28 protein-coding genes are annotated in these 26,052 nt (G+C 63.1%); 11 read left to right on the top strand and 17 right to left on the bottom strand.

The genetic code is table 11. From position 1 onward, the window contains the following. Positions 1-2: 2 nt before the first annotated feature. Positions 3-935: a VOC family protein gene (locus tag AC0NIH_RS07030; RefSeq protein ID WP_473462980.1), complete on the bottom strand. Its 933-nt coding sequence runs from the start codon at positions 933-935 to the stop codon at positions 3-5. Between the two features lie 225 nt (positions 936-1,160). Between AC0NIH_RS07030 and AC0NIH_RS07025 the strand changes: the two genes are divergently transcribed. Next, the gene (locus AC0NIH_RS07025) at positions 1,161-2,714 is read left to right on the top strand and encodes an alkaline phosphatase family protein (protein WP_473462978.1); all 1,554 of its coding nucleotides are present in this window, start codon (positions 1,161-1,163) and stop codon (positions 2,712-2,714) included. A gap of 93 nt (positions 2,715-2,807) precedes the next feature. On the opposite strand, the gene AC0NIH_RS07020 is transcribed toward AC0NIH_RS07025, so the two are convergent. Continuing rightward, on the bottom strand, positions 2,808-4,109 hold the full coding sequence (locus AC0NIH_RS07020) for a PRC-barrel domain-containing protein (RefSeq protein WP_023763758.1): 1,302 nt from the start codon (positions 4,107-4,109) through the stop codon (positions 2,808-2,810). A gap of 281 nt (positions 4,110-4,390) precedes the next feature. Between AC0NIH_RS07020 and AC0NIH_RS07015 the strand changes: the two genes are divergently transcribed. After that, entirely contained in the window at positions 4,391-5,311 is a 921-nt protein-coding gene (locus tag AC0NIH_RS07015) for a diacylglycerol/lipid kinase family protein (protein ID WP_023763757.1), read from the top strand. A 29-nt stretch (positions 5,312-5,340) separates the two neighbouring features. On the opposite strand, the gene AC0NIH_RS07010 is transcribed toward AC0NIH_RS07015, so the two are convergent. Further along, positions 5,341-5,514: a hypothetical protein gene (locus AC0NIH_RS07010; protein ID WP_013892673.1), complete on the bottom strand. Its 174-nt coding sequence runs from the start codon at positions 5,512-5,514 to the stop codon at positions 5,341-5,343. A gap of 133 nt (positions 5,515-5,647) precedes the next feature. On the opposite strand from AC0NIH_RS07010, the gene AC0NIH_RS07005 reads away from it, so the two are divergent. Beyond that, positions 5,648-7,180, top strand: a complete 1,533-nt coding sequence (locus tag AC0NIH_RS07005; protein WP_473462974.1) for a sensor histidine kinase — start codon at positions 5,648-5,650, stop codon at positions 7,178-7,180. 28 nt (positions 7,181-7,208) lie between these two features. Here AC0NIH_RS07005 and AC0NIH_RS07000 read toward each other — a convergent pair whose 3' ends face one another. Beyond that, positions 7,209-7,688, bottom strand: a complete 480-nt coding sequence (locus AC0NIH_RS07000) for a hypothetical protein (RefSeq protein ID WP_473462971.1) — start codon at positions 7,686-7,688, stop codon at positions 7,209-7,211. A gap of 11 nt (positions 7,689-7,699) precedes the next feature. Then, a complete protein-coding gene (locus AC0NIH_RS06995; RefSeq protein WP_473462969.1) occupies positions 7,700-8,026 on the bottom strand; it encodes an ElaB/YgaM/YqjD family protein in 327 nt (108 codons plus the stop codon). A 335-nt stretch (positions 8,027-8,361) separates the two neighbouring features. Here AC0NIH_RS06995 and AC0NIH_RS06990 point away from each other — a divergent pair, with 335 nt between their 5' ends. After that, a complete protein-coding gene (locus AC0NIH_RS06990; protein WP_224686819.1) occupies positions 8,362-8,811 on the top strand; it encodes a response regulator in 450 nt (149 codons plus the stop codon). 42 nt (positions 8,812-8,853) lie between these two features. On the opposite strand, the gene AC0NIH_RS06985 is transcribed toward AC0NIH_RS06990, so the two are convergent. Both AC0NIH_RS06985 and AC0NIH_RS06980 read right to left on the bottom strand, forming a co-directional pair. After that, positions 8,854-9,405: a sigma-70 family RNA polymerase sigma factor gene (locus AC0NIH_RS06985; protein ID WP_013892668.1), complete on the bottom strand. Its 552-nt coding sequence runs from the start codon at positions 9,403-9,405 to the stop codon at positions 8,854-8,856. A 3-nt stretch (positions 9,406-9,408) separates the two neighbouring features. After that, positions 9,409-9,612, bottom strand: a complete 204-nt coding sequence (locus AC0NIH_RS06980; protein ID WP_013892667.1) for a NepR family anti-sigma factor — start codon at positions 9,610-9,612, stop codon at positions 9,409-9,411. Between the two features lie 224 nt (positions 9,613-9,836). On the opposite strand from AC0NIH_RS06980, the gene AC0NIH_RS06975 reads away from it, so the two are divergent. The 6 genes from AC0NIH_RS06975 (at position 9,837) to AC0NIH_RS06950 (ending at position 13,307) form a co-directional block, all read left to right on the top strand. Then, positions 9,837-10,631 carry a response regulator gene (locus tag AC0NIH_RS06975; protein ID WP_023763751.1) on the top strand — a complete coding sequence of 265 codons (795 nt, stop codon included), beginning with the start codon at positions 9,837-9,839 and terminating at the stop codon, positions 10,629-10,631. Positions 10,632-10,832: 201 nt separating this feature from the next. Further along, positions 10,833-10,997 carry a DUF1328 domain-containing protein gene (locus AC0NIH_RS06970; RefSeq protein WP_013892665.1) on the top strand — a complete coding sequence of 55 codons (165 nt, stop codon included), beginning with the start codon at positions 10,833-10,835 and terminating at the stop codon, positions 10,995-10,997. Between the two features lie 178 nt (positions 10,998-11,175). Continuing rightward, positions 11,176-12,207, top strand: coding sequence for a sensor histidine kinase (locus tag AC0NIH_RS06965; RefSeq protein ID WP_023776878.1), 1,032 nt, complete (start codon positions 11,176-11,178; stop codon positions 12,205-12,207). Positions 12,208-12,339: 132 nt separating this feature from the next. Continuing rightward, positions 12,340-12,516 carry a hypothetical protein gene (locus AC0NIH_RS06960; protein WP_023776879.1) on the top strand — a complete coding sequence of 59 codons (177 nt, stop codon included), beginning with the start codon at positions 12,340-12,342 and terminating at the stop codon, positions 12,514-12,516. A gap of 135 nt (positions 12,517-12,651) precedes the next feature. Continuing rightward, a complete protein-coding gene (locus AC0NIH_RS06955; RefSeq protein ID WP_023776880.1) occupies positions 12,652-12,978 on the top strand; it encodes a hypothetical protein in 327 nt (108 codons plus the stop codon). 83 nt (positions 12,979-13,061) lie between these two features. Continuing rightward, positions 13,062-13,307: a membrane lipoprotein lipid attachment site-containing protein gene (locus AC0NIH_RS06950; protein WP_473462963.1), complete on the top strand. Its 246-nt coding sequence runs from the start codon at positions 13,062-13,064 to the stop codon at positions 13,305-13,307. Between the two features lie 97 nt (positions 13,308-13,404). Here the strand turns inward: AC0NIH_RS06950 and AC0NIH_RS06945 are convergent, their stop codons facing one another. The 4 genes from AC0NIH_RS06945 to xylF form a co-directional block, all read right to left on the bottom strand. Then, positions 13,405-15,045 carry a CHASE domain-containing protein gene (locus tag AC0NIH_RS06945; protein ID WP_473462961.1) on the bottom strand — a complete coding sequence of 547 codons (1,641 nt, stop codon included), beginning with the start codon at positions 15,043-15,045 and terminating at the stop codon, positions 13,405-13,407. Between the two features lie 145 nt (positions 15,046-15,190). Beyond that, positions 15,191-16,003 carry an ATP-binding cassette domain-containing protein gene (locus AC0NIH_RS06940; RefSeq protein ID WP_473462958.1) on the bottom strand — a complete coding sequence of 271 codons (813 nt, stop codon included), beginning with the start codon at positions 16,001-16,003 and terminating at the stop codon, positions 15,191-15,193. Positions 16,004-16,018: 15 nt separating this feature from the next. Then, a complete protein-coding gene (locus AC0NIH_RS06935; protein ID WP_023763745.1) occupies positions 16,019-17,335 on the bottom strand; it encodes a sugar ABC transporter permease in 1,317 nt (438 codons plus the stop codon). 143 nt (positions 17,336-17,478) lie between these two features. Further along, entirely contained in the window at positions 17,479-18,519 is a 1,041-nt protein-coding gene (gene xylF / locus AC0NIH_RS06930; RefSeq protein ID WP_473462956.1) for a D-xylose ABC transporter substrate-binding protein, read from the bottom strand. 269 nt (positions 18,520-18,788) lie between these two features. Between xylF and AC0NIH_RS06925 the strand changes: the two genes are divergently transcribed. Then, positions 18,789-20,033, top strand: coding sequence for an ROK family protein (locus AC0NIH_RS06925; protein WP_473462953.1), 1,245 nt, complete (start codon positions 18,789-18,791; stop codon positions 20,031-20,033). Positions 20,034-20,351: 318 nt separating this feature from the next. Here AC0NIH_RS06925 and phoB read toward each other — a convergent pair whose 3' ends face one another. The 6 genes from phoB to pstS form a co-directional block, all read right to left on the bottom strand. Beyond that, positions 20,352-21,041: a phosphate regulon transcriptional regulator PhoB gene (phoB, locus tag AC0NIH_RS06920; protein ID WP_010911896.1), complete on the bottom strand. Its 690-nt coding sequence runs from the start codon at positions 21,039-21,041 to the stop codon at positions 20,352-20,354. 16 nt (positions 21,042-21,057) lie between these two features. Next, on the bottom strand, positions 21,058-21,765 hold the full coding sequence (phoU, locus tag AC0NIH_RS06915) for a phosphate signaling complex protein PhoU (RefSeq protein ID WP_010911897.1): 708 nt from the start codon (positions 21,763-21,765) through the stop codon (positions 21,058-21,060). 23 nt (positions 21,766-21,788) lie between these two features. After that, entirely contained in the window at positions 21,789-22,592 is an 804-nt protein-coding gene (gene pstB, locus AC0NIH_RS06910) for a phosphate ABC transporter ATP-binding protein PstB (RefSeq protein ID WP_013892654.1), read from the bottom strand. Beyond that, positions 22,589-23,440: a phosphate ABC transporter permease PstA gene (pstA, locus tag AC0NIH_RS06905; protein ID WP_140573307.1), complete on the bottom strand. Its 852-nt coding sequence runs from the start codon at positions 23,438-23,440 to the stop codon at positions 22,589-22,591. Before pstA ends, pstB begins: the two co-directional genes overlap by 4 nt. Before the next feature lie 4 nt (positions 23,441-23,444). Then, positions 23,445-24,428, bottom strand: a complete 984-nt coding sequence (gene pstC / locus AC0NIH_RS06900) for a phosphate ABC transporter permease subunit PstC (protein WP_023763740.1) — start codon at positions 24,426-24,428, stop codon at positions 23,445-23,447. A gap of 66 nt (positions 24,429-24,494) precedes the next feature. Next, entirely contained in the window at positions 24,495-25,550 is a 1,056-nt protein-coding gene (gene pstS, locus AC0NIH_RS06895; protein ID WP_473462947.1) for a phosphate ABC transporter substrate-binding protein PstS, read from the bottom strand. Positions 25,551-26,052: the final 502 nt, after the last annotated feature.

The raw sequence follows: 26,052 nt of genomic DNA, 5'->3' as shown, positions 1-26,052 counted from the left end.
CTTCAGCCTTCCAGTTTCTGCAGATGCTGTTCGAGATAGGGTCTGAGGTGCTGGTGCTGCGTCGGCAGCTTCAGCGCCTCACCGAGATGAGCGGTATCCTCATCCCTGTCGAAACCCGGTTCGTTGGTGGCGACTTCGAACAGCACACCGCCCGGCGTGCGGAAATAGATCGCCCAGAAATAGTCGCGGTCGATCACCGGCGTCACCCCATAGCCGGTGTCGATCAGCGCCTTGCGCACTTCGAGCTGCTTGGCGCGGTTCTCGACGGCAAAGGCGACATGGTGGACGGAGCCGGCGCCAAGATCGGCGAAGGCCGCCGTCGGCAGCGATTCGATGTCGACGACATCGGCGCCGTTGCCGTTTTTCAGCGCCAGCCGCCTGATCGTGCCCGATTTCTCGACTTCCTCGTAGCCCATGAACTTCAAGAGCTCCTCGGTGGCGCCGCCATCCTTTAACCTGAGCGCAACCGAGTGAAAGCCACGGATCGCCTCGTCGGCGGGAATGCCGCCCTTGGCCCAGGGCGCACGGCTGTCGGCCTTGTCCTCGACCAGCGCGAAACCGTCGCCGTCGGGACCATCAAACCTGATCCGCTTCTCACCGAAGCTCTCCTCGTGCGAGACGCCGGTCACGCCTTCATCGGCAAAGCGCTTTTCCCAATAGGCGAGCGTGCCCTGCGGCACGGAATAAACCGTGGTGCCGACTTCGCCGACGCCGCGACGGCCCTTGCCGATGTTGGGAAACGGGAAATAAGTCATCACCGAACCGGGCGAGCCGACCTCGTCGCCATAATAGAGATGGTAGACGTCGGGCGCGTCGAAATTGACGGTTTTCTTGACCCGGCGCAGGCCGAGCTTATGGGTGAAGAAATCATTGTTCTGCCTTGCATCCCTGGCCATCGAGGTGACGTGGTGCAGGCCCTTGATCTGATCGAGCATTGTCTGCTCCTTCCCTTGGTATCAGTGCGGCCCTCGCCGCTGTCCACGCCAATATGAGGACACCACCGTTTGTGGCAAAGGCGGCAAACACAGAATGGACTGTGCTGCAAAAGTGAACAATCGAAAGATATTTGTTCACCAATCGACTCACAGAAGCGGTCTTGCGCCGCTACCGGAAATCGGTTCCATGAGCGGCGTTCGAACATGCAGCGAAAGGTATAACACGTGGCTGGAACAGGCAGGCGCCCCAACGTTCTCCTGATTACCTGCGACCAGTGGCGCGGCGATAGCCTCTCGGCCGCCGGCCATCCCGTGGTGAGGACGCCGAATGCCGATGCGCTGGCCGCCGAAGGCGTGCTGTTCAAGCGCCACTATGGCGGCGCCGCACCTTGCTCGCCGGCCCGCGCCTGCCTCTACACCGGCCTCTACCAGATGAACAATCGCGTCTGCCGCAACGGCACGCCGCTCGACGCTCGCCACGGCAACATTGCGCTGCATGCGCGCAGCCTGGGCTACGACCCGACGCTGTTCGGCTACACCGACGTCTCGCTCGATCCGCGCTTGCTGGCGCCAGGCGACCCAAGGCTGCAGAGCTACGAAGGCGTGCTGCCGGGTTTCACGGTGCGCCAGCTGCTGCCCGAGCATCAGAAGCAGTGGCTCTCCTGGTTGAAGCAGCAGGGCATCGAGGTCAGCGCCGGATCGCCCGGCATCCATCGTCCCCTGGAAGACCACGCCGACGCAGTGACGGAGGCGCCGCCAGCCTATTCGAAAGACCATACGCCGACGGCTTTCCTTACCGGTGAGTTCATCCGCTGGCTCGGCGAGCAGGAGCAGGCCGCGCCCTGGTTCGCGCATCTCTCCTTCATCAGCCCGCACCCACCCTTCATCGTGCCGGAGCCGTACAACACGCTATACGATCCAGCCGAAGGCCCGGCCTTTCACCGCGCGGAGAGCTGGCGGGCTGAAGCGCAGAGCCATCCCTATCTCGCCTATGATCTTGGCGGGCAGAAACGCGCGAGGTTCCGCCCCGGCGCTGTAGGCAAAGTGCACGACTGGAGCGAGGATGATTTCCGCCAGATCCGCGCGATCTATTACGGCATGATCGCGGAGATGGACGCGCAGCTCGGCCGCATCTGGCAAGCAGTCAAGGCCGCGGGTGCGTGGAACGACACCGTCATCGTGCTGACCTCGGACCACGCCGAGATGATGGGCGACCATTTCATGCTGGGCAAGGGCGGCTACTTCGACGGCAGCTATCACATCCCGCTGATCATTCGCGATCCACGACATCGCAAGGCCGCCGGCAGTTCGGTCGATCGCTTCACCGAAGCGGTCGACATCTTGCCCACGCTCATGGATCTGCTTGGCGAAGCCCCTGAACCGCATCTCGACGGATGTTCGCTGAAACCATTCCTGAGCGGCGGAACGCCCGCTGTCTGGCGCGACGCCGCGCATTGGGAGTTCGATTTCCGCTCGATCGCGGACGGCGAAGCCGAGCGGCATTTCGGCATTGCCTCGCGCCAATGCAATCTGGCTGTCATCCGCACCAAAAAATTCAAATACGTGCATTTTGGCGGCGGCTTGCCACCCTTGCTCTTCAACGTCGAGGCAGACCCTGGCGAACTGACCAATCTCGCCACCAGCCCTGCACATCTGTCCACCCGTCTGGAATTCGCCGAGCGGCTTCTCGCCTGGCGTGCCGAACATCTCGACCAGTCGCTGGCGCTGGCGGAGCTGACGGACAATGGTGTGGTGGGGTATGTGAGTGAGGGCAAATAAGGAAGTAGGGCAGTAAGGGCGACATGGCCGGCGCCGACTTGGCACCCTACTGCCCTACTGCCCTACTGCCCTACTGCCCTACTGCCCTACTGCCTATCGTACAACCATCCGCTGCTGGTCGCGCTTTTCGGCATAGCTGCCCTTGTCATAGGCAGTTTGCGCTTCCAGCTGTTTCTTGGTGAACGTCGTGTAGAGGTACTTCTTGCCGTTCTTGTCGGTCATGAATTTCAAATTATCCATGCCGACAGCCACTTCCTTCGAGCCTATGCCGAGGAAGCCGCCGACGTCGACGATGACCGCGTCTGGTTTCTTGTCCGGGGTCAGCACCACATCGCCGATCTCACCGACCTTGGCGTCATCGGCGCCGTAAACGGTTGTGCCCTTAAGGTCGTCGACCCTGATCTCACCGATGGGCATGGGGGTCAGCGACGACTTGTCGATGGCTGCGGTCTGTGTCTGATCGGGAGCCGTAGCCGCGGGGGCCTCGGCGGTCTTGTCTGCGGGAGCGGCGGCAGGTGCGGTGGTGGCGGAGGGCGCCGTGGCCGGAGCGGTTGCAGCCGGCGCATTGGATGCCGTCGTCGCCGGCACAGGATCATAGGCCTTGCGGTTGAAATCCGGTTGCGCCTGCAGCTCTTCCTTGGTGGTCTGCGCGACCAGCCAGCGGTCACCGTTCTTCTCGGCCCACTTTGCCTTGCTGAAGTCGTAGGTCACGTTCTTGGCCCCGAGGCCCAGGAACCCGCCTACCCCGATGACCAGGGACTCGGCCTTGCCTTCCTTGGACAGCACGATGTCATTGACCTCGCCGATGTTCTGGGCGTCATCTCCGGTGCCGTTGTAGACGGTCTCACCGATGATGTTGGTGGCAAGATTGCCATCGGCGCGCTTTACCGGCTCGGCCGGAGCGGCGGCAGGTGCCTGTGCCGTATCGGTTGCCGCGGGTGCTGCCGCGTTGGAAGCCGCAGGCGCTGGCGCGGGTTCATAAGGCTTGCTGTCGAACTCCGGATGGGCCTTCAACTCGTCCTTGGTTGTCTTGGCAATCAGCCAGCGGTCGCCATTCTTCTCGGCCCATTGCAGCTTGTCGTAGTCGAAGGCGACATTCTTCGTTCCGACACCGAGAAAGCCGCCGACGCCGATGACGACGGATTTCGTCATGCCATCCTTGTCGAAGACGACATCGGTGACCTTGCCGATATTTTCGGCGTCGTCACCGGGGCCGTTATAGACGGATTCGCCGATGATGTTGGTGACGATGCTACCTTCGGCGCGTATCGCCGAACCAGCGGCGGGCTGCTGGACGGAAGGTGTGGCCGGTCCGGGGCTTGCCTCGGTCTGCGCAAAGGCGCCGGTCGCGGCCATCGCTGCGAGTGCGGTCGAAGCTAAAAGGGTGCGGATCATGATCATCTCTCCTGCGTGCCTGAGTGCATCATTGCGTACACGCCGCGCCGGGTTTTGACCGTCGCCGAGCACGGCATTTCTACAATTCACAACGTCGTGAGCATGCTGTTGTTCCGACAAAAAGCGCGGCGTTCGTGATGAAAACCTGAAGCGAAATGCGGGGCAGCCCACTGGATGCAACGGCGGATTCCGGCGCCGCCGGAACCTTTCCCGCTTCGCTGCGTTTCAGCCTTTGGCTGGGCAAGTTCCGGCCAAACTGTGTCTTAGACAGCGGAGCGGGCATGAAATTTGCGGCGGTGCTGAACCGGGACGGTGGCACCCTGCGTACCACCGACCTCGCGGCTTTTTCCGACCGGATGCGTCGGACCTTGGAAAGCGCGGGCCATTCTCTCAGCATCGATGTCGTTGCCGGCAAGGACGTGGTCGAAACCCTCGACAGCGCTGCCTCGCGCCGTGCCGTCGATATCGTGTTGGCCGGTGGCGGTGACGGAACCATTTCCGCCGCGGCCGCCAGGCTGATGGGCAAGGAGAAAGCGCTTGCCATATTGCCGGCTGGCACGATGAACCTGTTCGCACGCGGCCTGGGCATTCCACAGTCGCTCGATGCCGCGCTGAAATCCTTCGCCGACGGCGAAATCATCGCCGTCGACATGGCCACGGCCAACGGCCAGCCCTTCATCCATCAGTTCTCCATCGGCATGCATGCGAGGATGGTTCAGTTGCGCCAAAGGATGGAATTCGGTTCGCGCCTGGGAAAGATCGGGGCTTCGGCTAAGGCGGCGTGGGCGACGATCAAGAATCCGCCGGCGATGAACGTCACGTTAAATATCGGCGAAACCGAGATCGCGGCGCGCATCACCGGCATCGGGATTACCAACAATTTGTTTGGCGAAGGCCACCTGCCCTATGCCGACAACCCTGCTGGCGGCGTGCTCGGTATCTACGTCACGGTGGCGCAGCAGCGTGCAGAACTGGTCAAATTCTTCTTCGACGTGGCGCGTGGCAAATGGCGCGACAACGAGCATGTCGAAATCCACCAAGCCGACCGGGCGGTTCTGAAAATCCACTCGGGCAGTAAGAAGTTCCACGCCGTGATGGATGGTGAACTGGTCAGGCTCGACCGCGAGACGACGCTCGAAATCCGGCCTGGCGCGCTCAATGTCCTGGTGCCGGCCAGCATTGCCGAGGCAAAGGCCGCCTGATGCGATCTCGGACGATGACGGTCAAGGCTCTAGTTGCTCGGCGCGCTTCCTTGCTCTGTCGCCGGCGTCTTGGCGACCTCGCCATAGATTTCGGCGATGCCCCAGGCCGCGAAGGCGAGAAGCAGTGCGGCGATCAGGATACGCAAGCCATGCCTGCCCCATCGCCCCTGACGCGCTTTGTTTTCGGGAATGATCTTGATCATGGCCGGTCCTTGTTTCGTTCCGCGCCTGTTGACGTTCTCGGTAACGGTTCCTTGCTAGGATGGTTCCGAGACGAGCCGATCGGCCGCAGGCCGGCGAAGCGGCCAGGACCGGGGCTGGGCTTTGGGGACTTGGGTGGATAGCAAGGTGGAAACAGTGCCGGCTCTGCCGGCCGCGGTTGCGCGCGCGGTGAGGGACGAAAGCCGTCTGGCCGTGCTGCACGGGCTGGAGATGCTGGATACGGCCGCGGACCCGGACTTCGACAGCATCAGCAGCCTTGCCGCGACCGTCATGCGAGCGCCGATCGCCCTGGTCACACTCGTCGATATCGAGCGGCAATGGTTCAAGTCCTGCTTTGGCCTGGACGAGACCGAAACGACGACCGACATCTCATTCTGCGCCCATGCCATCGCCGCCGGCGACGAACCCATGGTGGTGACGGACGCAACGACGGATCCACGCTTCAAAACCAACCCGCTGGTCACGGGCAAGCACCATGTGCGCTTCTATGCCGGCGCGCCGATGCTGGTGGCCGGCGCAAGGATCGGCACGCTATGCGTCCTCGACCGCAAGCCGCACGCCTATCCGTCCCCCGCCACGCTCGACCAGTTGAAAAGGCTCGCCGGCCTCGCCGCCAGCCTGTTCACCCTGAAGGATGCAACCCGCAGCGGCGCTATCGCCGAGGCCGCGCTGGCGCGCGAAGAAAAACGCCGCGCCATCGCGCTCGACGCGGCCTCGCTTGCCAGTTGGGCATGGGACATCCGCACCGACATCATCGAATGCGATGTCCGGCTGTCGGAACTGTTCAACCTGCCGCGCTCGACCCGGCTGCGGGCACGAGACATCCTTACCGCCATCGATCCGCGCGACGTCTACCAGACCGAGACCCGCTTTCGCGACGCTTTGACCGGCAGTGACGACTACTTCGGTGAATATCGCGTGAAGGGCTTCCATCCGCCGCGTTGGGTCGCGACGCGTGGCCGTGTCATCGAACGCGACGGCGAGGGCAAGCCGACGCTGATTTTCGGCGTCAACTACGACATCTCCGAACGCAAGCTCGGCGACGAACGGCAGCGGCTGTTGCTGCGCGAACTCAACCATCGCGTCAAGAACACGCTGGCGACCGTCCAGGCGCTGGCGACGCAGACCGTGCGTCATGCCCGCCAGCCGAGCGAATTCCTGGAAGCCTTCGGTGCCCGGCTTCAGGCCCTGGGCATCGCGCACAATCTCTTGTCCGACCGAGAGTGGCGCGGCATCGGCATCCGCGAACTCGTCCAGATCGAGACCGGACCCTTTGACACAGCCGGCCAGCCGCGCATGACGATTTCCGGCGCCGACCTACTGCTGTCGCCCGATCAGGCCGTCGGTCTCGGCCTTATCCTGCACGAATTGGCCAGCAACGCATTGCAATATGGATCACTGTCGGTTGCGTCGGGCAAGGTCGATCTCGGCTGGAAGGCGCAAGGCAGGAAGAGCGACCGTCGCCTGGTGCTGACCTGGCGCGAAACCGGCGGCCCGCAGGTTGCCCCGCCCCAGCGCCACGGATTTGGCTCGATCCTCATCCGGCGCAGCCTGGCCAAGGTCCTTTCAAGCGAAGTGACCCATGAATTCCGTCAGGAGGGCGTATTCGCCGAAATATCGATGCCCCTGGAAGACCTGTCGAGATGACGGACCCATCCGGGCCGAAGCGGCGGCGTTATTTCCCCTCGCCGGCATCATCCGGATGGTCAGCGCCGGGCTTGGAGTTCTCGCGGTAAATGGCATAGGCCGCGAGCGCCACGGCCGGGCCCAGAATGATCCCGAGGCCGCCTTTCCCCTTGAGTCCCCCTGTTCCCTTGAGCAATGTCGGCAGCAGGGCCAGTGCGGCCGTGACGCCGATCGCCTTCATGTCGGTTTTGCGCCGCTTTGCCGCGCGGCGGGCGCGGGACATCAACCGATGGATCAGGAGAACGAGGCCCGCGACCACCAGAAAGCCGACGCCGAAACCGAGCGCCGCCGCCAGCGATCCATAGCGGGCCGCCGCCCAGATATAGGCGGCCCCCACCAGAAAGCCGAGACCGCACAATGCCGCCAGAGCGGCGAGCGCGTAGACGATGGCCGCCGTGCGCGCGCGGCGCAGGGCGGCCATCGTTTCACCTGAAGCGAAACCCGAGAGCAGCGATGCCAGAAGTCCCATCTGGGGCGGAACTAGCGACGCGCGAGCAGCGCGAAGAGGAAGCCGACGCCGGCGGCGATTGCCAGTGACGTCACAGGCTTTTCGCGTACGCTCGCCACCATCTGCGCCTCGATATCCCTGGCGTTGCCGCGCAGGCTGTCGAAAGCCGCTTCACCCTGGACCCGCAACTGCTCGACACCTTCGGCCGCCGCACGACGCGCGGTGCCGTAGCCGTGTTCACCGGTCTTGGCCAACTGTTTGGTAAGCTTGTCGATATCGGCCTTCAACTGCCTGATATCGGCCTCGAGGTCCGAATTCGCCCGCGCCTCGTTGGCGGTCTTTCCTGCGGCAGCTGCCATTGCTTAACTCCTTGTGATTGCTCGATTTCAAACGCGCCGTGCGGCTTAACGTTCCGGCATAGGTCCAAACTACCTGGAAAGCTGCCCGCGCGCACCCGATCTGGCAAGATGCATTGCGTCAGAGCTCGGCGGCCCTCCCGAGCTGCTTTAGCGCCTCGCAACCGCCGTCGCGCCTGACGACCAGCTTGCGATCCATCAGCTGAAAAGCGCCCATTCTGGCTTGGCATTTCGACCCCTCCTCGAGAGCCCGCCGGGCGGCAGGCAAGATTTGAAACGCTTTGCCGGGATCGAAGTTCCGACGAGCGGCGGGATGTCTCTGTTAGACGAGCGGCGGCATGTCTTTTTTAAATGACAACGGCCCAAATAACCATCATGACTTCCACCGTTTCAAGGAGCCATTGCCTGTGCCCCCGTTACTTGATGGATTGCGCATTCTTGTCTTGGAAGACGAGTTCCTCATAGCCATGGACGTCGAGCAGCTTTGCCGTGACCACGGTGCAGGCGAGGTGGTGATTGCCCGCGACCTGACCGAGGTCGATGGCCGAAAGGTCGCAACGCAATTCGACGCGGCCATCGTCGATCTGATGCTGGGCGGCACTTCCACGCTCGAATTCGCCGCGGGTCTGCGTGAAACAGGCGTCCCCTTCGTGTTTGCCTCCGGCTATTCGGATGCGGACGAGATCAAGGCAACCTTTCCAGGGGTGAGGCTGGTCACCAAACCCTATTCAGGCGAAGATCTGGTCGAAGCGGTGGCGCTGGCCTACGGACGTGGCCGGCCTGATTGAGACCGACGCGGCGGCATCCGGGTTCCTGCTACTGGGCACGCTTCAATGCGCTGCCGTCCCTGTGACCTGGGTCGAGATCGCATCGGGACCATATTCGTCTTCACCGGAGATCTTCAGGATTTCCTGCAGGCGCGTGCGGGCCCTGCTGACCCGGCTCTTGATCGTTCCGACCGCGCAACCGCAGATTTCGGCGGCCTCCTCGTAGGAGAAGCCCGAAGCACCGATGAGGATGATGGCCTCACGCTGGTCTTCCGGCAATTGCTCGAGAGCGCCACGAAAATCCTTGAGGTCGAGTTGGCCGTGCTGGGCCGGATGCACCGCAAGCCTGGCCGTCATGATGCCGTCGCTGTCCTGCACCTCGCGGCCCCGCTTGCGCATTTGCGAATAGAACTCATTGCGCAGGATGGTGAAAAGCCATGCCTTGAGATTGGTGCCGGGCTGGAAGCTCTCATGCTTGTCCCACGCCTTGACCAGCGTCTCCTGAACGAGGTCGTCGGCCTTGTCGGCATTCTGCGTCAACGACACGGCAAAGGCCCGCAAGCTTGGGATCGCCCCAAGCAGATCGGTCTTGAAGCCTTGGGAGACCGCTGCCATGCCTCAGTCCTTCTTCTGCGCGGGTTCGGTCCGTTCCAGTTGCCGGAGCAACTGGGCAAAGCGATCCGGCACATCGTCGGAGACCAGCTCGTCGTAATACTGCTTGAGTTTGCGTCCGATTTCGGAATTCGGCCCGAGCGGGTCGCCCGAACCGTTCCGGCGCCTGCCCGCGGCGCCAGTCAAAATTTCTTTGGTCATATCCTTCATTTCGCCCTTATATTCCCAGCACGGAAGCCGCTTGAATTCAACTCGACACAAGGCAAGCGGCATCCTCGTCTGGTCGCCCATCCCAACCCCAAACGCCGTTCGCGCCCATTCGTTCCATTTGCGCCGGAACTTTTTCGGAGAGCCCGCGTTATGTTAGCTGGGCCTGCAATCAGCTCGACCTGCAAATCCAGGCAATCGCGTCATTCTGAGGGAGACGTCCTACCATGAGTTTATCCGCCACCATCGCCCCGCACCTGCCGTTCCTGCGCCGCTTCTCGCGCGCCGTTTCCGGGTCCCAGGAGAGCGGAGATGCGCTGGTCGCCGCGATGCTCGAGGCCATCATTGCCGATGTCGATATTTTTCCCGAAGCATCGAGCGACCGTATCGCCCTCTACAAGGTTTTCGCCAAACTGTTCACGTCGGTCGCCATCCGCGTTCCGCAGGAGCAGGCACAATCGGCATGGGAGCAGCGCGCAGCCGCCAATCTCAATGCGATCGCGCCGCTTCCCCGACAGGCCTTCCTGCTGGTCGCCGTCGAAGGCTTCAGCGAGGACGAGGCGGCCGAGATCCTCGACGTCGGCGACCAGGAATTCTCCGAGCTGCTTGCCCAGGCGAGCAATGAAATCTCTCGCCAGGTGGCAACCGACGTGCTGATCATCGAGGACGAACCGTTGATCGCCATGGACATAGAGGAGATGGTCGAGAGCCTCGGCCACCGCGTCGTGGGAACGGCGCGCACCCATGCCGAAGCGGTGACGCTGTTCGGCAAGACGCGGCCGAAGATGGTGCTGGCCGACATTCAGCTCGCCGACGGCAGTTCGGGTATCGAAGCGGTCAACGAGATCCTGTCATCAACGTCGGTGCCGGTCATCTTCATCACCGCCTTTCCCGAGCGCCTCCTGACCGGCGAGCGCCCCGAGCCGGCTTTCCTGGTGACCAAGCCATTCAACCCCGACATGGTCAAGGCGCTGATCAGCCAGGCGCTGTTCTTCGACCGTCAGGCCAAGGCCGCCGCATAGGCTCGGCCGTCTGGCCGAGAGATCCGACCGATAGCTTCACGGCAAGGCCGCCCGATGCCGCATCGGGCGGCCTTTGCAAGCCGGGGTTCCCTCATCAGCGATTTCCCCGCAACCGTTTGCAAGCGTCGTCTTTTTCAGCAAATGGTGGAACAAACCGCAACCACCCACGTTTTGCTCGCACCATTCGGAAGGAGATGAACCATGCTTTACTGGGCGCTCGTATTTCTCGTCGTGGCCATCATAGCCGGCGCGCTTGGTTTCGGCGGCATCGCCGGCACGTCTGCTGGCATCGCGCAGATATTGTTCTTCGTCTTTCTCGCCTTCCTGATCATCTCGCTGCTTGCCGGTCTGTTCAGGCGGGCATGAGGCGACCTTCATTCAGGCGAACACTGGAAGCCGCACCCCTCAAACGGTTTCCAGCCACCGCCGGGCGGTGTCCCTCAAACGGACGCCGTCCGGCGGACCGCTATTTGGAAGCTGGTTTTCCTTGGGAACCCATTTGCCGGGGAACCGTTCAGCCTAGCAGGGGTGGACAGATTGACCGATGCGCTCCAAGACTTCAGATAGGACGGAAGGCGCGGGGAGTGACGAAGTCATCGCGCTGCATCCGGCGGAAAGCGGCATGCAGCTTGGCCGGGCGCTTCTCCACGCGCTGCACAATGCCGGCATTTCCGTCCTCTATCAGGATCGCGAGATGAAGACCGTATGGGCTCGCAACATGCGTGCGCCCTGGGTCTCCGACAACGCCGAGGGCAATGGCATCTTGCCGGTAGCGCAGGCCGACCGCATCCGCGCCGCAAAGGGCGATGTGGTCGCGACCGGCAATCCGGAGCGGCTTGAGATCAGTGTCCCGGGCGAAGATGGCATCCGTTGGTTCCAGGTATGGGTCGATGCCGACCATGGCGACAGCGGCGATGTGCAAGGCGTGGTCACCACAATGGTCGAGACGACCGAGCAGAAGCGCCGCGAACAGACATTGACGACGCTGTTACGCGAAGTCAGCCACCGCTCGAAGAACCTGCTGGCGATCATCCAGAGCATAGCGACCCAGACCGGCCGCTATTCCGACGGCATCAGCGATTTCCTGACCCGTTTTCGTGGCCGGCTGCAGTCGCTGGCGTCCTCCCAGGACCTGGTGACTTCTTCCAACTGGCGCGGTGCGGCCCTCCATGAACTGGTGGCAAGCCAGGTCGGTCGCTATGGCACGAGCACATCGCACAGCCTTCACTTCCGAGGCGCCAATCCCTACCTCAATCCCAACGCCGCACTGCATATTGGCCTGGCGATGCATGAGCTCGCCGTCAACTCGGTCAGCTATGGTGCCCTGTCCCGGCCGGACGGTTTCGTCGAGGTGAGCGCCGATCTCAATACCGCAACCGCCGGTGAGGTCGTCCTGTCGCTGACCTGGGCCGAAGCGATTGGAACCAATGGCGGTCGAGGCAGTCAAAAGCGTTTCGGCAGCGTCGCGCTGGAGCGGGTGGTGCCCACGTCCCTGAATGGAACCGCGAATCTCGATATCGTGGATGGCCACCTCGAATACCGCCTTGTCGTTCCGCACAGCAATTTCGAGACATAATGAGCGCGGTGGCCGGGAACGCCCGCGCCGGCCAGCGATTCTTAACCGGCTGTTCACCATAAGGGCGGATGCTGTTTTACCCAGATACTGCTGCAACCTGCTTGGGTTGCGACAAGGTATTGGGAGGAATGCTTGACCGTCTCCGACGTGAACAGACTGGAACAGGCGGCCCGTGTTTCGATGGGCGAATTCCAGGATCCCGAAGCATCCGCGGAACCGCTTTCCCCGCCTCATCACGGTCTGCTGTGGGGGGTGGTCCTGGCCGCGGCCGCGACGATTCTCCTGGTCACCGTGTTCCGGCTGACCTGACTGCGATCTATCCTGCCCCGCCGGCAACGGGGACGTGATGTTAGCTGCTCGCGACAGCCATTATTCGCTAGCCACCCCCCATGAACCAGGAACTTTTGGCCGATCTGGACCGTTATTGTGGCGAGAGGGTTCGCCATGGAACACATCGCTGCACTGTTGCTGGTCATCGGCTGCACCAACTCGATGGCCGATTGTCACGAGCTGCAGGTTCCGGTCAGCGTCTTTGCGACCGCCGACGAATGCACCGCCGAGCGTCCCTTCGCCGTGGGCGATGTGCGGGGGCAGGCGCAACACGTCGTCGCCAAGTGCCTCGCGGTCGATCCCGCGCTCGAGGATGACTATGATCGGATCGTCTGGAATGTGCATACCGATGGCAGTCTCGACGCCTCGCTGGCGATATCCAGCCTCGTCGTGGCATCGAACGCGGCGCGCCCAGAAAAAGGCGACCTTAGCCAACAATAAATTGGAGCAGCAAAGCCCGTTATTTCATGCTAAATGGCTGCTGGTGCTTACCAAAGTGTGGACACAAAGTGAGGAGTGACTCAATGCGGAAGATGATTATTGCCATAGTTGCGGTGGCTGCTCTAAGCGGCTGCACCTCCACCGAGCAGGACGTGGTTGGCGGCGGCTTGATCGGCGCCGGCATCGGCGGCTTGGTCGGCGGTGGCAAGGGCGCGCTGATTGGTGCGGCCGTCGGCGCCGGTTCCGGTCTGCTGGTGCGCAAGCTGCAGAACGGCTACTGCCAGTATCGCGACCGCCATGGCCGCATCTACACGGCACGCTGCAACTAATCCGCGATAATGGAATGCAAATCCGGAGGCCGTGTCCGGCCTCCGGATTTTTTTTATGACCGGCAATCCGTGGCTGTCCCTGCTGACAGGCTGAACCTCAGCCGACCAACGGAATTCTGATCTCCACCTTCAGACCATCGGCCTGGAAATCGCGTTTGATCGTGCCACGCAGTTCGCGCGTGACGTTGAGGTCGATCAGCTTGGTGCCGAATCCGGTTTCGACCGGCGCCTCGACTTTCTTTTTGCCGGCCTCCCGCCAGTTCAGCGCCAGCGTCCGCTCGCGCCCACGCCCTTCCAGCAACCAGTCCACCTTGAGCGCCCAGTCACTCCCAAGCGAATTGGCGGAATTGCCGGCTTCGCCATATTTCAGCGCATTGGTCGCCAGCTCATGGAAGGTCAGCCCAAGCGCCTGCGTCGTCGTCTCGTCGAGCAGTACCTCCGGCCCCGACAGCAGCCCCTCGGGCAGTTCTTTGCCGAACACCTGGCCAAGCTCGATGCGCAGCAGATCGGCGAGATCGGCCTTCTGCCAGCGCGAGCGCGTCAGCATGTCCTGGGAAGCCGCCATCGCCTGCAGCCTGGCCGAGAAGGATGCGGAAAACTCGTCGACGTCGGCCGCCCGCGACGCCGTCTGTCGCGCGATAGCCAGCACCCTGGTGATCGAATTCTTGATGCGATGCTTCATCTCCTGCAGCATCAGGTCCTTTTCGAGCAGGCTCTTTTCGGTCGTCTCGTGCAGACGCGATGCCGCCTCGTAAGCCCGTTCCTGATAGCGCGCCACCAGCGCGATGGCGCCTGCCGCGAGCAGGCCGAACAGCCCCAGCATCACCGGGATGGCGCGCGACGACGGTTGCAAAAAGGCGCTGGTCGGCCTGAACAATATGGTCCATGCGCGGCCGGCCACCATGATCTTGCGAGTAACCAGCAGCCCGTCGCCAAACGACGAAGCCGGTGGCGTCTCCGACCGGAACAGCAGGTTGTCGCCATTCACCGTGCCGTCATAGATCTCGGTGTTGACCGGCAGCAGCGGCGTGCGGCTGAGCGCGATCTGGAACAGGTCGCGGGCCCGGAAGGCCGCGTAGAGAAAGCCCGCGGTCGAGGATCGCGATGCGTTGATGACCTCGGGCGCGGTTTCGACGTTGAGCCGCACGAAGACCAGGAAGCCGGTGAAGGTCTGCGCGGCGCCGGTGCCTTGGCCGAGTTGCACCAGCCCGCTCGCGTGCTGCTGGTCGTCCGCCATTGCCTTTTCGATCGCCGCGCGCCGCACCGGCTCGCTGAACATGTCGTAGCCGATACTCGCCTGGTTGGAGGGATCCAGCGGTTCGAACAGAGTGATGGGGGCGCGCCAGGGCTGCGTCGTATCCGGATAGACCGGATGGCTGGCACCGAAATCGTGGAGGATATCGCGTTCGACCGCCGCCTCGTCGCCCGTCTTGACGAGTTGGAGGAACCCTATGCCGCGCAGGCCGGCGAAATTGTCCTTCATATCCAGCGCGTTGAAGAATGCCTTGAACTCATTCTGCGATATGTCGCCGTTGCGGGCGTCGAACAGAGCCTGCGTGGAGCGCAGCAGCGACAGATGCAGGTCGATACGGCTCTCGATTCGGTTGAGCGCATCGTCGGCCGCCCCTTCGAACTTGATGCGGGCGGCTTCCTGCGTCGCGAAATAGGCAAACCCCGCCATGGTCATGCTGATCAGCGCGACCACGATGAACGCGACGATTGGAAAAAGCTTCTTCAACGGATGATGCGGTCCATGAGCGATATCAGGCCTTTATGGGCAAATCGCCGGGTCAACACAATGGCAATGCCATGCCATCGTGATCACTGATACATCACGTGAGCGGCAACCGTGCCCGACGGGTCGATGGGACCGCCAAAAGGCCTCAGGCGGCGATCTTCAGCGCACCCGGCCCAGGACTGGCTCCCGGAGGACATTTACCCAGAATGATCATGCCGAGCACCTCGTCCTGCGTCACGTCGGTGGTACGCGCGGTGCCGACGACCTGGCCGTTCTTCATCACGCAGACCCGGTCGGCCAGTTCGAACACATCATGGATGTCGTGGCTGATCAGGAAGATGCCGATGCCATCCGACTTGAGCTGCCTGACCAGTTCGCCGACCTGCGCCGTTTCCTGTGGACCGAGTGCGGCGGTCGGCTCGTCCATGATCAGGATGCGGGCGTTGAACAGGATCGCGCGCGCGATCGCCACCGATTGCCGCTGTCCGCCAGACAGCTTGATCACCGGCTCCTTGAAGCGCTGGAAGCGGGGATTGAGCCGCCCCATCACCTTGCGCGCCTCGGCCTCCATGGCGACGTCGTCGAGCGTGCCCCAGGCGGTCATCAGCTCGCGGCCGAGGAACAGGTTGGCGGCGGCGTCGACATTGTCGGCCAGCGCCAGCGTCTGGTAGATCGTCTCGATGCCGTATTTCTTGGCGTCGCGCGGGTTGGAGATCGCCGCTTCCTCGCCATTGACGAAGATCTGGCCGACATCGCGCTTGTAGGCGCCGGACAGGATCTTGATCAGGGTCGACTTGCCCGCGCCGTTGTGGCCGAGCAGCGCCACGACCTCGCCGGGGAAAAGATCGATCGAGGCGTCGTCGACGGCACGGATGCCGCCAAAGGCGATCGAGATGTTGCGCATATCGACCAGCGACGTGCCGGCGGGAGCAGATGCGGGAGCGGTGTTGTCGGCCATGATGGTTCTCCTTCCCTAGACCCGCTTGCGGTAGACGGTATCGAGCCAGACCGCGACGACGAGCACGGCGCCGACAACGATGCTCTGCAGCGGTGAGTCGATGCCGAGCAGCACCATGCCGGACTGCAACGACTGCATCAGCAGCGCACCGAGCATGGCGCCGAGCACCGTTCCGGAGCCGCCGGCAAGCGAGGTGCCGCCGATCACGGCGGCGGCAATCACCAAAAGCTCGTCCAGCGTGCCCAGCGCATTGGTCGACGCGTTAAGACGGGCCGACGAGATCGCCGCGCTGATCGCGGCCAGCACACCCATGATCATGAACACTTTCATCGTAACCCAGCGGGTGTTGATGCCGGCGAGATTGGCGGCCTCCGGATTGCCGCCGATGGCAAAGACGTAGCGGCCGAAACGGGTGCGCTTGGTGATGAACGTCATGACGATGCCGACCGCGACCGCCATCAGCACCGGTATGGCAATGCCGTGGGCGATGAACAGTCCATTTTCAGGAATGGCGATGCCGTTCTGCTGTGCGTACTGGCGTACGATGCCGATTGGCCACGGATAGGAATTGGCGATCCACACCGCGCAAAGGATGGCGGCGCAGGCGACTACGCCGAGAAAGGTTTCCGCCCAGACCGGACGCAGCGGAAAGTTGAACCGTTTGCGCTGCGACCGACCGTTGAGCAGCGCGAAAGCGACAGCCGCGCAAGCAACGGCGCCGATGATCCAGCTGGCGGTGGCGCCGATCGAGCCCCTCGGTCCGCCCCCCATCAGCTGGAATGTGGCGTCGAGTGGCGCGACCGTGCGCCCGTTGGTGATGAGCCATGCCATGCCGCGCCAGACCAGCAGGCCGCCCAGTGTCACGATAAAGGCCGGAACTTCGAGGTAGGCGATGACGAAGCCCTGGAATGCGCCGATCAGGAGACCGAGCACCACGCCGGCGGCCAGTGCAATGATCCAGAGCCAGGGATTTCCAAGCTGGAAGCCGATGACGCGAATGAGGGATTCGGCTTGCGCCACGCCCATGATCATGCCGATCACACCTTCGACGGAGCCAACCGAAAGGTCGATGTTGCGCATGACGATGACCAGCACCATGCCAGTCGCCATGATCGCGACCGAGGACGTCTGCACCGACAGGTTCCAGAGATTGCGCGGCGTCAGGAACAGTCCGCCCGACAGGATGTGAATGCCGATCCAGATGACCAGCAGCGCACCGACCATGCCAAGCATGCGTGTGTCGAGTTCGGTTGCCTTCAGAAACCGGGCGACCGCGCCAAGTTCCGATGCCCGCGCGGTGTCGGCCGGTGCATTTGAGGTCGTGTCGGTCATGAAATCCTCCCGCCGGCTTGCCGTCTGGCGCGGATGCCGGAATAGAGCCTGGAAGTTACCCGCCAGCGGCGGAAACACAAATCTTCTTGAAAAAACGCCGCGGCCTGGCAGCCGCGGCGTTTCATTGTCTGACGTCTTCGAGATCAGTTGCAGGCCGCGACGCTGCCAGCGGCGACGCCCGCGCAGACCTCGTCCTTCTTGATCCAGCCGGCGTCGATGACCACGTTGAGATTGTCCTTGGTGATCGCAACCGGTGTCAGGAACAGCGACTTGACGGTGTTGCCGCCAGGCGTCGTGAAGTCCTTCGCACCGGCGATGTCGGCCATCTTCTTGCCGTCGGCCAGCTGCGAGGCGATCTCGGCGGCATTCTTGCCGAGCTCGCGCGCGTCCTTCCACACCGACACGGTCTGGGTGCCGAGCGCGATGCGGTTGAGTGCCGCATGGTCGCCGTCCTGGCCGGACACCGGCACGGTGCCGGAAAGGCCTTGCGCCGTCAGCGCCGCGACGACGCCGCCTGCGGTGCCGTCATTGGCCGCGACCACCGCGTCGACCTTGTTGTCGTTGGCGGTCAGGAACTGTTCCATGTTCTTCTGGGCGTTGGCGGGCAGCCAGCCGTCCGTATAGGCTTCGCCGACATTCTTGATCTTGCCGTTGTCGATGGCTTCCTTGAGCACTTCCATCGAGCCCGAGAACAGGAAGTCGGCATTCGGATCGGCACCCGAGCCCTTGATGAAGACGTAGTTGCCTTCCGGCTTGGCCTTGAACACCGCGCTGGCCTGCAAGCGGCCGACTTCCTTGTTGTCGAAGGTCAGGTAGAAGACGTCCTTGTTCTCGATCAGGCGATCATAACCGACGACCGGAATGCCTTCGTCCAATGCCTTCTGCACCGCCGGGCCGATGGCCGAGGCGTCCTGCGCCAGGATGATCAGCGAATTGGCGCCTTGCGAGATCAGGCTTTCGACATCGGTGAGTTGCTTGCCGGGATTGGACTGCGCGTCGGCGGAAATGTACTTGTCGCCGGCGGCCTCGATCGCTTTTTTCATCGCGGCCTCGTCGGTCTTCCAGCGCTCTTCCTGGAAGTTGGACCAGGAAACACCGATGACCTTGTCCTTCGCCTGCGCGACCGACGCAAGCGTCAGCGACATGGCGACACCCGCCAGGATGGCGGCTGTGAATTTCTTCATGATATTCCTCCCTGCGCCGCGTATGGCGCGACCAAACTGACCCTAAGGCCGGCACAAAGGCCCTATTTTTTCGAGCCTCGAAAAAACACTGGTCCATCGCCGGAACACTGTCAACAATGATTCTGATGGATTTTGAGGTGCCTCGGACTTTTTTTCGAGCTCCGGAATAAATAATGACAGCGTGCGGCGCTTCTGCCAGTATTTGGCGGCTTCGCTGGCGGCCTTCGGGAGGCACGAAAGGCCGCGGCGACCGGGAGGATGTGGGAAACATGTCGGTCGGAATCCGCCACGACGATCTGCGCCGGCGCAACCGCGCCATGGTGATCTCGGCCGTGCGCCGTGCCGGTCAGCCTTCGCGCACCGAGATCGCCGCCACCACCGGTCTCAGCCACTCGACCATCTCGGCGATCTCCTCCGACCTGATCGGCGAAGGCGTCCTGACCGAGGGCAAGCCGAGCGAGGCCGGGTCGCTGAAACGCGGCCGACCGCAGGTCGGCCTCACACTCAACCCGGAGGCGGCGGCGGTGATGACCGTGGTGCTGTCGCTGAATTTCCTGTCGGTCGCCGTCATCGACTATGCCGGCCAGGTGATATCGGAGGAACAGCGCCGGCTGGACACGCTGACCATGTCGCGCGAGGCGCTGATCGGCGAATGCGTTGCCATCGTGCGGCGCCGCATCGACGATCCCGACGTCGACGTCCGCAGCGTCGCCCGCATCGCACTGGCCATCCAGGGCATCACCGACACCGAGGCGCGCGCCATGCTGTGGTCGCCGATCACGCCGCAGACCGACATCGCCTTCGCCGACATATTCGAAGCCGAGTTCGGCATCCCCGCCACCATGGAAAACGACTGCAACATGATGGCGGTGGCGCTGCGCTGGCGCGATCCCGAGCGCTACCGCGACGACTTCATCGCCATCCTGTTGTCGCATGGCATCGGCATGGGCCTGGTGCTGAAGGGCGAACTGTTCACCGGCACCCACTCCTCGGGCGGCGAGTTCGGCCACATGATCCACCGGCCGGGCGGCGCGCTCTGCCGCTGCGGACGGCGCGGCTGCGTCGAGGCCTATGCCGGCAACTATGCTATCTGGCGCAATGCGAGGCAGCTTGGCGAGGACACCGAACCGGTCGACGTCAGCGACGCCGACATGCGGACGCTGGCGGCCTCGGCGCGCGACAAGGACGGCCCGGAGCGCCAGGCCTATCGCAAGGCCGGCGAGGCGCTCGGCTATGGCCTGGGCAGCCTGTTCGCGCTAATCGATCCCGCCCCCGTCGCCATGGTCGGCGTCAGCGCCGCCGCCTTCGACCTGATCGAGCCGGCCTTGCGCGAGGCGATTGCCCGGACCGCCGGTGGCCAGCACTCGGAATCGATCTCCTTCGACACCGAGCCGAACGAACTGCCGCTGATCCGCGAAGGCTGCGCCATGCGCGCTCTGACCTTCGTCGACCAGGAAATTTTCGCGCCAGGCGCGCAGGCGAGAGGGGGCGCCGCTGGGAAGAACGTGGCGTGAAATCGAAGCCATCGTAACACCCGTGGGTTGGACAAAGCCTCACGACTTCGTCATCCCTGGGCGGAGCAGGAGCGAAGCTCCGTCGCGGAGACCCTGGGATCCATGCCGCGACCTTGGCCACGGAGTGCAGCGGAGCAGAATTCCGCACCGAGGCAACGCTTCGAAGTCGCGGCATGGATCCTCGGGTCTACGCCGCGTCGCTTCGCTCCTTGCTCCGCCCGTGGAGGACGAAGCAATGGACGTTTTCGCGAATCGCCAAGGTAAAGCGATCCGGCTTAAGCACGAAATCCGACTGTCTAACCTTCCGCGCCGAAGAACCTAATCTTCCCGGATCGCGTAGCCCGCCCCACGAATCGTGCGGATCACATCCGGCATGCGGCCATTGTTGACCGCCTTGCGCAGCCGCCCGACATGCACGTCGACGGTGCGCTCGTCGATGTAGATCGTCTCGCCCCAGACATTGTCGAGCAACTGGCTGCGCGAGAACACGCGGCCGGGATGGCGCATCATGAATTCGAGCAGGCGGAACTCGGTCGGTCCGAGCCGGATCTCGCTCTTTTTGCGGTAGACGCGGTGCGATTCGCGGTCGAGCACGATATCGCCGACCTTGAGCACGCTGGACAGCACTTCAGGTTTGGCGCGGCGCAGCAGCGCCTTGACGCGTGCCATGAATTCCGGCGTCGAGAACGGCTTGACCAGATAGTCGTCGGCGCCGGTCGACAGGCCGCGCACGCGGTCGCTCTCCTCGCCCCGCGCGGTCAGCATGATGATCGGCAGCCGCTCGGTCTCGGGCCGCATCCGCAGGCGCCGGCAGAGTTCGATGCCGGACACCGCCGGCACCATCCAGTCGAGCACCAGAAGGTCGGGCACGTTCTCCTGCAGGCGGATCTCCGCCTCGTCGCCGCGCGTCACCACCTCGACCTGGTAGCCTTCCGATTCCAGATTGTAGCGGAGCAGCACCCCTAGCGGCTCCTCATCCTCCACCACCATGATGCGTGGCGCGATCATCGGCTGGTCACCCCTGCTATGCCGCCGGCGCCGACATCGCGGTTTCGTCCTGCTTCGGGCGATTGGCGGGCAGCTGCGTGCCGGTCAGCACATAATACGCATTCTCGGCGATATTGGTCACGTGGTCGCCGATGCGTTCGAGGTTCTTGGCACAGAACAGAAGATGCGTGCAGGCGGTGATGTTGCGCGGATCTTCCATCATGTAGGTCAGCAGTTCTCGGAACACCGAAGTGTATTTGACGTCGATACGCTCGTCGTCGGCGCGCAGCTTGGCCAGTGCGGCGGCATCGCGCGCCGCATATTCCTCGATGACACCTTGAACCTGGATCAGCACCAGCTGCGCCATCGCGTCGATGGAGTGCGACAGGTCGCGCGGCGTGGCGGAGAGCCCGACCGTGCCGACGCGCTTGGCGATGTTCTTGGCAAGGTCGCCGATGCGTTCGAGATCGCCGGCCATGCGGATCGAGCCGACGACGTGGCGCAGATCGTCGGCCATCGGCTGGCGCTTGGCGATCAGCGTGATGGCGCGGTCGTCCAGCTCGCGCTGGCGCGCGTCCATGATCGCGTCATCGGAGACGACGCGTTGGGCGAGCGCATTGTCGGAGTTCAGCAGCGCCTTGGTGGCACCGCCGACCATCGAGCCGGCGAGGTCGCCCATGTCGCTGATCAGCCTGCTGATCTGTCCGAGATCTTCGTCGAAGGCTGCAACCGTGTGTTCGGCCATGATCCTGGTCCTCGTATGCGTGATCAGCCGAAGCGGCCGGTGATGTAGTCCTGCGTGCGCTTTTCGCGGGGCGACGTGAAGATCTTCTCCGTCTTGTCGAACTCGACCAGTTCGCCCAGATACATGAAGGCCGTCTGCTTCGACACGCGCGCCGCCTGCTGCATGTTGTGGGTGACGATGACGATCGTGTAGTCGGCCTGCAATTCGTCGATCAGTTCCTCGATCTTGGCGGTCGACAGCGGATCGAGCGCCGAGGCCGGCTCGTCGAGCAGGATGACTTCCGGCTTCACCGCCACGGTACGGGCAATGCAGAGCCGCTGCTGCTGGCCGCCCGAAAGGCTGAGGCCGCTGGCATTGAGCTTGTCCTTGACCTCGGTCCAGAGTGCCGCGCGCTTCAGCGCCTGTTCGACGCGGCCGTCCATCTCGGCCTTGCTGATCTTCTCATAGAGCCTGACGCCGAAGGCGATGTTCTCGTAGATCGACATCGGGAACGGCGTCGGCTTCTGGAACACCATGCCGATCTTGGTGCGCAAGAGGTTGAGGTCCTGCGAACGGTCGAGAACGTTCTTGCCGTCGAGCAGCACCTGGCCCTCGGCGGTCTGCCTGGGATAGAGCTCGTAGATGCGGTTGAAGACGCGCAGCAGCGTCGACTTTCCGCAGCCCGACGGTCCGATGAAGGCGGTGACGCTGCGTTCGGGCAGCGACAGCGTGATGTCCTTCAGCGCCTTCGACTGGCCGTAGTAGAAATTGAGGTTCTTGACCTCGATCTTTGCCTTGGCGGCTGCCTCGGCGGCGATCGTCATGTCTGGAGACAACATCTGGCTCATTTGTCCTCTCTGCGTCCGGTCAGGCTGCGCGCAAAGATGCTGAGCGCGAGAACCGTCAATGTAATTATGAGTGCGCCGGTCCAGGCCAGTTGCTGCCATTCCTCGTAGGGGCTGAGAGCGAACTGGAAGATGGTGACAGGCAGGCTGGCCATCGGCGCGTTGAGATTGCTCGACCAGAACTGGTTGTTGAGCGCGGTGAACAGCAGCGGCGCCGTCTCGCCGGAGATGCGGGCAATGGCCAGTAAAATGCCGGTGACGATGCCGGAAAGCGCGGCGCGGTAGGCGACCGAGCGGATCACCACCCAGCGCGGCGCGCCGATCGCGGTGCCGGCTTCGCGCAAGGCGTTGGGCACCAAATTGAGCATGTCCTCGGTGGTGCGCACGACGACGGGGATGACCAGGATGGCCAGCGCGACGGCGCCGGCGATCGCCGAGAAGTGCCCCATCGGCCGGACCATCAATTCGTAGACGAACAGGCCGATGATGATCGACGGCGCCGACAAAAGGATATCGTTGATGAAGCGCACAACGGTGGTGAGCTTCGAAAAGCGGCCGTATTCGGCCATGTAGGTGCCGGCCAGCACACCGATCGGCGTGCCGACGATGATGCCGATGACGGTCATCACGATGCTGCCATAGATGGCGTTGAGCAGGCCGCCCGCGTCGCCTGGCGGCGGGGTCATTTCCGTGAAGACTGAAAGATTGACACCCGACAGGCCCTTGTAGAGCAGGGCGCCGAGAATGAGCGCCAGCCAGGCAAGGCCGATGCCGGCCGCGGCGACGCACAGCGTCATCATCACGCCGTTCTTGCGCTTGCGGCTCTGGTGAAGCGACGTGGCTGTCGACATCGGTTCAGGCTCCGGTGCGGGCGTCGATGCGCATCAGCATGTAGCGTGCGATGGCAAGGATCAGGAAAGTGATGACGAACAGGATCAGGCCGAGCGCCACCAGCGAAGACGTGTAGAGATCGCCGACCGCCTCGGTGAATTCATTGGCGATGGTCGCGGAGATCGTCGTTGCGGGCGCAAACAGCGACGTCGAGATGCGGTGCGCGTTGCCGATGACGAAGGTCACCGCCATGGTTTCGCCGAGCGCGCGGCCAAGGCCGAGCATGACGCCGCCCATGATGCCGATCCGCGTGTAGGGAATGACGACGCGGCGGGTCACTTCCCAGGTCGTGCAGCCGATGCCGTAGGCCGATTCCTTCAGCACGGGAGGCACCGTGTCGAAGACGTCCTTCGTGATCGAGGTGATGAAAGGCAGCACCATGATGGCGAGGATCATCGACGATGTCAGCAGGCCGATGCCGTAGGGCGGGCCGGCAAACAGGCTGCTGAGGCCGGGGACGCCGTGGAACACGCTTATGATAAACGGCTGCACCGTGGTCTGCAGGAACGGCGCCAGCACGAACAGGCCCCAGATGCCGTAGATGATCGAGGGAATGCCGGCGAGCAATTCCACCGCCATGCCGATCGGGCGCCGCAGCGGGCGCGGGCAAAGCTCGGTGAGGAAGATGGCGATGCCGATGCCGAGCGGCACGGCGATCAGGATGGCGATTGCCGAGGTGATGATGGTGCCGTAGATCGGCGCCAGCGCGCCAAATTTCTCCGTCACCGGATTCCAGCTTTCGCTGGTCAGGAACGAGAAGCCGAAGGTCGAGAGGGCTTGCCAAGAGCCGGCAAACAGCGAGATCGCGACGCCGCCGAGCAGCACCAGCACCAATATCGCGGCGGCGCGGGTCATTGCGTGGAAGATCGCGTCTGTCAGCGCAAACCGCCTGACGATGGCGTCGCGCGAACCTCGGATGGCTGGCAAGGCTTCCTGGACAGCGCTCATGTCAAGCTCGGCTCTTTCGAGTTGAAGGAAAAGGAGCGCCGCGGGCGCGGCGCTCCTCCAGAGATGTTACTCGCCGGCGTAGACGGGCTTGCCGTCGGCCTGGATGTCGGTCTTCCACGAAGCCTTGATCAGGTCGACGACGCTGTCGGGGATCGACACATAGTCGAGCGCCTTGGCGGTTTCCTTGCCGTCCTTGTAGGCCCAGGCGAAGAATTTCAGCGCTTCGCCGGTGGCAGCAGCGTCATCGGGAACCTTGTGGATCAGCACCCAGGTCGAAGCCGCGATCGGCCAGGTGGTGTCGCCGGGCTCGTTGGTGATGATGACGTTGAAGTTCTTGGCAGTCTTGAAGTCGGCGTTCGAAGCGGCAGCGCCGAAGGATTCGAGCGACGGCTCGACGACCTTGCCGGCTGCATTCACCATCTTTGAGTAGGACAGGTTGTTCTGCTTGGCATAGGCGTATTCGACGTAGCCGATGCCGCCGTCGGTCTGCTTGACGGTATTTGCAACGCCTTCGCTGCCCTTGGCGCCGACGCCGGTCGGCCATTCGACGGCCGTGTCCGAGCCGACCTTGTCCTTCCAGTCAGGCGAGAGCTTCACCAGGTAGTCGGTGAAGTTGAAGGTGGTGCCCGAGCCGTCCGAGCGGTGCACGACGGCGATGGCGGTCGACGGCAGGGTGAGGGTGGGGTTCAGCGCCTTGATCGCGGCATCGTCCCAGGTGGTGATGGCGCCGAGATAGATCTGGGCCAGCGTCTTGCCGTCGAGGACGAGTTCGCCCGGCTTGACGCCGGAGAGGTTGACGATCGGCACGATGCCGCCCATCACCATCGGGAACTGCACGAGGCCGTTCTTTTCCAGATCGGCATCGGACATCGGCTTGTCGGTGGCGCCGAAGGTCACGGTCTTGGCGATGACCTGCTTGATGCCGCCGCCGGAACCGATCGACTGGTAGTTGAGGCCGACGCCGGTGTCTTTCTTGTAGGTGTCGGCCCACTTGGCGAACACCGGATAGATGAAGGTCGAGCCGGCGCCTGAAAGGTCAGCTGCCTTTGCCGCGGAAAGGGTGATGGTGGACGCCGCAGCCATTGCAATCGCAACGGCCGCCGAGCGGATGAAATGTCTCATGTGGCCTGCTCCTGTTCGGAAGATGGTCTCTCGGCGCCATTTCTTGCCAGCGCCCGCTGAGGCCAATAGCCTCCGATTATAACAGTCGCATGACAGTTTCATGTCAGCCCGGTAACGCGTCGCCGGAGCCGGCAAAGGCGGTGGCGCGGCTGGTTCGCGAGCCGATCCGAGTTTGTCCCCGGAATCATGGGCTTGGGCCGTCCGCCGGGCGCAGCCACCGCCGGATTCGACGGGGCTTTCAAGGATGAAGAAAATCCGGACGGGAGTGCGTTGCTCGAGGCCAGAGCGTGTCGTGGCCGGGCCATCGCCGAAAACAGGTCCGTTGGGGTAGAGTGACGCTGTTCCTTGCCGGCGGTCGCTGCTCCCGCCCGTAACTGGATGAGCGGAATTCGATGTCGCCATTGTCCCGGCTAGGCACAGCCTTTGATATGGTGCGATCGCACCATAGCCATTGCACGCGGGGGTAGCAGGGAATCTCCTACTGATTCCCTCGGCTTGCGTC

The organism is Mesorhizobium sp. WSM1386 (genome assembly GCF_055901595.1).
Note: the sequence above shows the minus strand (reverse complement) of the source record. Positions and strands in the feature narration are given on the sequence as shown.